At 55.8% G+C, this 8,490-nt stretch carries 7 protein-coding genes; 2 read left to right on the top strand and 5 right to left on the bottom strand.

The annotated features are described in order from the left end of the window. Positions 1-196: 196 nt before the first annotated feature. The 3 genes from NH344_RS15890 to NH344_RS15880 all read right to left on the bottom strand — a co-directional run bounded on the left by NH344_RS15890 (position 197) and on the right by NH344_RS15880 (position 3,809). Complete coding sequence (locus NH344_RS15890; RefSeq protein ID WP_009101184.1) at positions 197-400, bottom strand: cold shock domain-containing protein; 204 nt, start codon at positions 398-400, stop codon at positions 197-199. Positions 401-590: 190 nt separating this feature from the next. Continuing rightward, positions 591-2,270, bottom strand: a complete 1,680-nt coding sequence (locus tag NH344_RS15885) for a GMC family oxidoreductase N-terminal domain-containing protein (protein WP_172416395.1) — start codon at positions 2,268-2,270, stop codon at positions 591-593. Between the two features lie 27 nt (positions 2,271-2,297). Continuing rightward, complete coding sequence (locus NH344_RS15880; protein WP_253028124.1) at positions 2,298-3,809, bottom strand: CoA-acylating methylmalonate-semialdehyde dehydrogenase; 1,512 nt, start codon at positions 3,807-3,809, stop codon at positions 2,298-2,300. Between the two features lie 138 nt (positions 3,810-3,947). Here NH344_RS15880 and NH344_RS15875 point away from each other — a divergent pair, with 138 nt between their 5' ends. Together NH344_RS15875 and NH344_RS15870 are read left to right on the top strand one after the other, a co-directional pair. Beyond that, positions 3,948-4,856, top strand: a complete 909-nt coding sequence (locus tag NH344_RS15875) for a LysR family transcriptional regulator (protein WP_089675637.1) — start codon at positions 3,948-3,950, stop codon at positions 4,854-4,856. Between the two features lie 73 nt (positions 4,857-4,929). Further along, positions 4,930-5,268, top strand: a complete 339-nt coding sequence (locus NH344_RS15870; protein ID WP_089675636.1) for a peptide-methionine (S)-S-oxide reductase — start codon at positions 4,930-4,932, stop codon at positions 5,266-5,268. A 74-nt stretch (positions 5,269-5,342) separates the two neighbouring features. Here the strand turns inward: NH344_RS15870 and NH344_RS15865 are convergent, their stop codons facing one another. Both NH344_RS15865 and NH344_RS15860 read right to left on the bottom strand, forming a co-directional pair. Beyond that, the gene (locus NH344_RS15865; protein WP_253028123.1) at positions 5,343-6,806 is read right to left on the bottom strand and encodes an NAD-dependent succinate-semialdehyde dehydrogenase; all 1,464 of its coding nucleotides are present in this window, start codon (positions 6,804-6,806) and stop codon (positions 5,343-5,345) included. Positions 6,807-6,829: 23 nt separating this feature from the next. Then, positions 6,830-8,428, bottom strand: a complete 1,599-nt coding sequence (locus NH344_RS15860; RefSeq protein WP_230834913.1) for a sigma 54-interacting transcriptional regulator — start codon at positions 8,426-8,428, stop codon at positions 6,830-6,832. Positions 8,429-8,490: the final 62 nt, after the last annotated feature.

Here is an 8,490-nt window from a genome sequence, read left to right as displayed (position 1 = left end):
GCCGTCGGCTAGCACTTCCCCTTACCGGGCGTGCAGGGGACTTTCACCCCCAAGTCATCCTGAGGCACCACCCCCAGGAACAGCGCCTATCAAGGCGCTACGCGCCGTGCCTGGCGCACAACAAAAAACCCCGCACGAAGGCGGGGTTTTTCTACAGACTGACCCGTAGGTCAGCTGACAACATCATTCGTTCAGATTACAGAACTTTGATGTTGGAAGCCTGAAGGCCTTTTTTACCCTGGGTGACGTCGAAGGAAACCTTCTGGCCGTCTTGCAGAGTTTTGAAGCCGTCAGCTTGAATTTCGGAGAAGTGAGCGAACAGGTCGTCGCCATTGTCGTCCGGAGAAATGAAGCCGAAGCCTTTAGTGTCGTTAAACCACTTAACGGTACCAGTTGCCATGATCGAAATCCTCGATAAAGCTTAATGTAGAGCCGGGTAATACCCGAGTTGCAGTGGGTAGAACAAGAAACTTTCACCAGACTCAACGCTAGAGCGTTTCGATACTGCTGACAACGTTCGACTTGCTAACCAACTGCATTCAGCATGCGCTTAACCAAGCCGCACGTCAACACTATGATGAAAAAAAATGTCAATGCAATGAATTTTCTTTAAAAATCCATCCAGCTGCTTTTTCAGCGATCATTAACGTGGGCGAATTGGTGTTTCCACTGGTGATGGTAGGCATTACGCCCGCGTCCGCGATCCGTAATCCCACCACCCCAAGTACCCGCAATTTTTCATCCACTACCGCCATTGGGTCATCACGTTTGCCCATCCGCGTGGTGCCGACCGGGTGAAAAATCGTCGTGCCAATATCTCCCGCTAGCCGCGTTAGCTCGTCATCGGTTTGATACTCAACGCCCGGCTTTACCTCTTCAGGCAAATATTTAGCGAAGGCAGGCTGTTCGGCGATACGCCGGGTTACCCGCAGCGAATCAGCCGCCACCTTGCGATCCTCCGGCGTGCTGAGATAGTTCGGCGAAATCGCCGGTGCCTGACGCGGGTCGGCGCTTTTCAAACGCACCGTTCCTCGGCTGGTAGGATTCAGGTTGCATACGCTCGCGGTAATGGCCGGATACGGATGCAGCGGCTGCCCAAAGGCCTCTAGGCTGAGCGGCTGCACGTGATACTGAATATTGGGATACGGCTGATCGTCAGAACTGCGGGTAAACGCGCCAAGCTGAGAAGGCGCCATGCTCATCGGCCCGGTGCGCTTAGTCACATACTCCCAGCCAATCCCCGCCTTGCCCCACAGCGTACTGGCAATAGCATTGAGCGTTTTGGCATTACTGACACGATACACCGAGCGAATCTGGAGGTGATCTTGCAGGTTTTCGCCCACCCCAGGCAGGTCGTGCACTACCTCAATGCCGTGCTCGCGTAGATGCTCAGCAGGCCCGATGCCCGATAGCTGCAGCAGGTGGGGCGAGCCAATCGCGCCAGCACACAGCACGACTTCCTTGCTGGCCTGCACGCGCAGAGTCTTGCCTGCTCGCACCACTTCGACTCCTTCGCAGCGCGGGACGGCCTGATCACGGTCGAAGCAGAGCCGATTCACCTGGGTCGAGTGCCAAAGCGTCAGGTTGTCGCGCTTTAGCGCGCTGCGTAAAAAGGCCTTAGCGGTGTTCCATCGCCAGCCGTCACGTTGGTTTACCTCAAAATAGGCAACCCCTTCATTACTACCCCGGTTGAAGTCGTCGGTGCGGGGAATTCCCGCCTGCACCGCTGCTTCGGCAAAGTCATCCAACACTTCCCATTTCAGGCGCTGCTTCTCGACCCGCCACTCGCCGCCATGGCCATGAAAAGCACGGTAAGTCTCATCACCGTCGCTACCTTCATCCAGCCGGTAGTGGTTTTCGTGTTTGATAAAGTCCGGCAGGCAGTTCTCCCAGCGCCACTCGTCGCTACCGGTAACCTCCGCCCAGTGGTTGTAATCCCGCGCTTGGCCGCGCATGTAGATCATGCCGTTGATGCTGGAGCAGCCCCCCAGGGTTTTACCTCGGGGGTAGATCAGCGAGCGGCCATTAAGCCCCTTGTCCGGCTCAGTACGAAACAGCCAGTCGGTGCGCGGGTTATTGATGCAATAAAGGTAGCCCACTGGAATATGGATCCAGTGGTAGTTATCCCGACCACCCGCTTCAATCAGCAGCACTTTGTTTGCAGGGTCGGCGCTTAGCCGATTGGCCATCAGGCACCCTGCGGTGCCTGCGCCAATCACGATGTAATCAAACGCTTCTGCGGTGGGATGAGTGGTTGTATTTGTTGGCATGGGCTTGGCTCCCGTAACGGTCAGGCGTTACTTCGCCGTCGGCATCACAAACTCAGCACCCGTGTCGATGGAGTCCGACCAGCGCTGCATGATCGACTTCTGTTTGGTGTAGAAGCGCACGCCCTCTTCGCCATACGCGTGAGTATCGCCAAACAGCGAGCGCTTCCAGCCGCCAAAACCGTGCCACGCCATAGGCACTGGAATCGGTACGTTGATGCCGACCATGCCTACTTGAATACGGCGGCCAAATTCGCGGGCAACGCTGCCGCTTTCAGTAAAACAACTCACGCCATTACCAAACTCATGGTCGTTGATCAGTTGGATGGCGGTCGCCACATCCGGTACGCGCACGCACACCAGCACAGGGCCAAATATCTCCTCTTTATAGATAGTCATCTCTGGCGTGACGTGGTCGAACAGCGTGCCGCCCATCCAGAAACCGTCAGCACAGCCCTTGCCCGCTTGGGTGCTATCAAACTCGCGCCCATCGACAATCAGCTGCGCGCCTTCTGCCACGCCCTTTTCGATGTAGCCGGTAATCCGCTGGTGTGCCTGGCGGGTCACGATGGGCCCCATCTCCGCATCTAGCTGCATGCCATCTTTCACTTTCAGCGCCTTGGCACGCTCGGTGAGCATCGGCACCACTTTATCGGCCACATCGCCTACCAGCACGGCCACGCTAATCGCCATGCAGCGCTCGCCGGCACTACCGTAGGCCGCACCAATCAGCGCATCCACCGCTTTATCCAGATGGGCGTCTGGCATCACCACCATATGGTTTTTCGCCCCACCCAGTGCCTGTACGCGCTTACCGTGCTTGGCGCCACGCTCGTAGATCAGGTTGGCAATGGGCGTGGAGCCGACAAACGACAGCGCTTTAACGTGAGGGTGGTCAATCAGTGCTTCCACGGAGTCCTTGTCGCCCTGCACCACATTGAACACGCCATCCGGCAGGCCCGCCTGCTGCAACAGGTCGGCAATCATCAGCGAAGCGCTAGGGTCCAGCGGGCTGGGCTTGAGAATAAAGGTGTTACCGGCAGCAATGGCGATGGGGAACATCCACATCGGCACCATTGCCGGGAAGTTAAATGGCGTAATACCCGCCACTACGCCCAGCGGCTGACGCACGGTCCAATTATCAATGCCGGTGCTGACCTGCTCGGTGTAATCACCCTTTAATAGCTGGGGAATACCGCAGGCAAACTCGACAATATCAATACCCCGTGCCACTTCGCCCTGGGCATCGGTAAATACCTTGCCGTGCTCTTTGGTGATTGCTTCGGCCAGGGCATCTTTATTGGCGTTTAGCAGCTCCAGAAATTTGAACATGACCCGAGCACGGCGAATGGGCGGCGTATCGGCCCAGGCTGGAAATGCCGCCTGGGCGGCTTGCACGGCGGTGTCCACATCGGCGGCCGAAGCCAGGGCAACGCGGCCAGTGACCTGCCCAGTGGCAGGGTTGAAGACATCCTGGGCGCTGCCGGAGGCGCCTTCGCTGCGTTGGCCGTTAATAAAATGATGGATGGCGTTGGTTGTCATTGTCGCTACCTTTATAACAAAAGCTTAAGTGATCGGAGGATGATCACTAGACTACCCCGCCTAACAGGCCAAGCAATTGAGTAATTTTTAACCCAGATATAAGCTTTGCTAATAACATAACAATGAAGGTTCACCACCATGCAGGAGTACGCCACGCTGCGGGCCTTTGTGGCCGTTGCCCATACCGGCAGCGTCTCAAAGGCGGCCGAGCAGCTTCATTTGACCCAGCCCGCGGTTAGCCTAAAGTTGAAGCAGCTACAGCTGCATCTGGGCCTAACGCTGTTTACCCGCCGCCCACAAGGGTTAACGCTGACTGCCGATGGTTACGCCTTGCTACCGGCCGCTGAAAATGCCCTGGCCAGCGCGCTGGCCTTTGAGCAGAGCGCCAGCGCGTTACACAGCACGCTGCGGGGCAAGCTGCGCATTGGCACCATTGTTGACCCGGAATTTATTCGCTTGGGCGATTTTCTCAGCCGCTTGATGGCCCGCGCGCCACAGCTGGAAACCGAGCTTCACCACGGCATGAGCGGCAGCGTATTGGACAGCGTTGAGCAAGGGGAGTTGGATGTGGGCTTTTTTCTCGCCCCGCCCGGCGAAGGTACCGACAATAGCGCCCTGGCGTGGCGGGAGTTAACTCACTTTCACTACCACGTGGTGGCACCGCCGGGCTGGGAAGCCAAACTTACCGACACCCGCTGGGAGGCGCTTGCGCAACTGCCCTGGATTGTGACCCCCACCGTGTCAGCGCATTCGCGACTACTTAAGCGGGCGCTGGCCGCAAGCGGCGCGACCCCGAACCGTGTTGCACAGGTCGACCAAGAGGCGTGTATGCTGGATTTAGTACGTGCAGGCGTGGGCCTGAGCCTAGCGCGAGACGCGCTAGCCATGGCCGAACGCCAAGAGAGCGGCTTGGCGGTGGCAGACAACGTTCGCCTGCCCTGCGCATTAAGCCTGATCTGGCGCAGCGACCGCGCCACCGAGCCCACGATTAAAGCCGCACTAGACACCCTCGATACGGTGTGGCCGCATCGGCTAAGGTCGCTGTAAGGAAGCGGAACCTCTCGACACTAATGGACTCAATAACGAGCTTTGACTCGCCACCTCCACCGGAGTGTTTGCAATGATCCGATTTCCCAATATTCGCCCCTTAACCCTGTGCGTAATGGCCGTTGCCGGTTTTGCGAGCGCATCACTCCAAGCGCAGTCCAATGCAGAAGCCACCTTTGCCGGCGGCTGCTTCTGGTGCATGGAGCCTCCTTACGATAAACAGGTGGGCGTGAGTGCCACTATCTCAGGCTACATGGGCGGCGAGCTTGAAAACCCCACTTACGAGCAGATCTCCCGGGGCGGGACTGACCATATTGAAGTCGTACAAATCGAGTATGACGATAGCCGTATTATCGCTGATGGCAGTGACTTTTTCAGAGCTTCCGTAGTAATACGAAGCCCACTAGACTAAAAGTCTAGTGGGCTTCAAAGAACGCCTCACAGAGAGCGCGTAAATAAAACGACCTTTATACCCTTAAGTGTTTGTTATTCAGCCATTTGCTTAATACCCAAACACAGATACTTCAGCTCGGTGTATTCATCGATGCCATAGCGTGAGCCCTCACGACCGATGCCCGACGATTTGACACCCCCAAAAGGCGCCGAAGCGGTCGAGATGAGCCCCGTATTAATGCCCACCATGCCGTACTCCAGTGCTTCCGATACGCGCCAGATCCGTGACACGCTTTCAGCATAGAAATACGCCGCTAACCCATACTCCGTATCATTGGCCTGACGAATAACCTCCGCTTCCGTCTCAAACCTGAATACCGGCGCCAATGGCCCAAAGGTTTCCTCGCGAGCACATGCCATGTCAGCGGTTACGTCAGCCACAACTGTTGGCTCAAACCAGGTACCGCCTAAGGCGTGTCGCTTACCACCGGTGATTAAGCGACCACCTTTATCGAGTGCATCCTGCAAATGGGCTTCAACTTTCTCTACCGCCTTTTCAGAGATGAGTGGCCCCACCTCTACGCCTTCGGCGCTACCTTTACCGACACTCAGTTCACTGGTGCGCTGGGCCAAACGTTCAACAAATGCGTCGTAAACACCGCTTTGCACATAAATACGATTAGCGCAGACACAGGTTTGCCCAGCATTACGGAACTTACTGTCTAGCGCTCCGGTAACCGCATCTTCAATATCGGCATCGTCAAACACAATAAAGGGCGCATTACCGCCAAGCTCAAGAGACACCTTTTTGACCGTTGGAGCACAGGCAGCCATTAAATGCGCGCCCACTGGGGTAGAACCGGTAAAGCTCAGTTTGCGCACAATCGGGCTATCTGTCAGCACGGGGCCAATCGTTTTGGCATCACCAGTAACAATATTAATCACCCCGGCAGGAATGCCCGCTTGCTCGGCTAACGCCGCTAGCGCAAGCGCCGTCAATGGGGTTTCCATAGCGGGCTTAACGATAATCGTACAACCCGCCGCCAAGGCAGGCGCCACCTTGCGGGTAATCATGGCCGCAGGGAAGTTCCACGGCGTAATCGCCGCACAAACGCCCACCGGCTCGCGGGTAACAATGATGCGTTTATCAGTCGCATGACCGGGAATAGTATCGCCGTATAATCGCTTCGCCTCCTCAGCGAACCACTCGATAAAGCTGGCCGCATAGCCGATTTCACCGCGTGCCTCTTTTAACGGCTTCCCTTGCTCCAAGGTCATCAGCTCGCCTAGCGCTGCCTCATTTTCCATAATCAGTGCATGCCAGCGTTTTAAAAGCTGCGAACGTTCCGCCGCGGTTTTAGCACGCCAAGCAGGCAGTGCGGCATTTGCAGCGTCAATAGCCTGACTGACTTGCTCCGCACTCAAGCTAGGGACATGGCCAAGCGTCTCACCGCTAGCAGGGTCGGTGACCGCGACACTACTGCCATCCGTTGCGGCCACCCACTGGCCGTTAATATACGCGTCTTGTTTAAAAAACGTTTGCTTGGAGATAGACATTATTTTTCCTTTCAAAGTGAAGGTTAGATAAGTTCTTGACGCCAACGTCGCTGTTTTTTGACCAGCGTAGATTGATCGATGCCCAATGCAGCGGCTGCCGCTCGGGTCGTACCATGGCGAGCAAGCGCCTGTTGAATGACTTGCTGTTCAAACTGCATTACCTGCTGGCGAAGATCACCACTCACGGGCGGTTGGCTAAACAGAGTGCTTGGGAATATCTCGTTCGGCAGTGCCGTTGCGGTTATCTCATCGTCTGAAACCGTGACGGATAAACGCTCGGTTAAGTTGATCAGCTCACGAATATTGCCAGGCCACGAATAGCTAGAAAGTAACTCCAACGCCTCGGGGCTCCAGACCCGTTCTACCCCATGCAACTGATTAAAATGGTCTAAGTAATAGTTCAGCAATGGAATCACCTCATCGCGCCGTTGCCGCAAAGGGGGCAGCCAGAGCGGCACCACGCTAATGCGATAAAACAGATCCTCGCGAAAAAGCCCTTGCTTGACCCGTTCATTCAAATCCTGGTGGGTAGCGGTAATCAGACGTACGTTGGCATGACGAAAAACCGTTCCCCCTACTGGCAGGTAGCGGTTTTCTTCCACCACTTTGAGCAGCTTCACCTGCAATGCGAGAGGTAAATCGCCAATTTCATCCAGAAAAAGCGTACCGCCATGAGCCACATCCAATAACCCCTGTTTGCCTCTAGGGGATGCCCCGGTAAATGCGCCTGCGGTGTAACCAAACAGCTCCGCTTCCAGCAACCCTTCAGAGAATGCCGTACAGTTAAGCTCCATAAAAGGTCCATCCGCACGGTCGCTTTGCTGATGTATATAGCGGGCCAACAGCGTTTTACCGGTGCCAGTTTCACCGTGAATCAGAATCTTCGCCGTTGTTTTCGCGACTCGACTGGCAAGCGCAAAGCAGGGCTCCGTTTGTTGGCTGGTGATCACCCCCGGCGCGCTTAGCGCCATAACCTCGGGCACTTTATATGCCTCGCGGATGCGCTGAATTTGCTCTAGCTGCTCTTGGGCATGTTTCGCCAGTAGCAACTCAGTGATATCCCGAACACTGGTAACCACATAAGCAATCGAGCCATCGGCACTGAACATAGGCGTTCCAGTGACCACGATCTTGCGGCTGTTGTGGATAGTCTGCGCCAGCGTAATCGGGCGGCGTTCACGGATGACTTCCAACGACGCGGATTTTGAAATAAACCCCGCTTTCACCAAATCCGCCATATGAAAGCCCACTACCTCAGCGCGCGAAATGCCGGTGATACGCTCATAGGCTTTATTGATCGTTACCGTAATACCGTTGGCATCGGTGATATAAACCCCGTCATGCAAAGCATCCAACAGTGAACGCATCGGCTCTTGGTCAAAACCAAAAGCATCTACGCTTTCAGCTTCCACCGGTGGTTTAATACCGGTGACACGGTAGCGAATACACTCGCCCACCAGCTGGCCCAACGCCGCCTCACATTGCGCCTTTTCGATATCGGTACGGGTCAACACCCCAATCACCTGGCCTTGGGTATCAAAGACTTCCACCGCATCAGTGCCGTGTAAATCAAATAACGGCAGGGCGGCTTCCAGTGAAAGCCCCTCTTCGATCCGTTGCATAACAGTTCCTCTCACAGGCCAGGTCCACCGCCTAAGCGGTGAACGCTGGTTTTCTAACCTTT

Origin of the sequence: Halomonas sp. Ps84H-12 (genome assembly GCF_024124725.1) — a bacterium.
In the GTDB taxonomy this organism is placed as follows: Bacteria; Pseudomonadota; Gammaproteobacteria; order Pseudomonadales; family Halomonadaceae; genus Vreelandella; species Vreelandella aquamarina.
The sequence above is the reverse complement of the archived record's forward strand: the minus strand, read 5'-3'. Positions and strand labels throughout refer to the sequence as shown.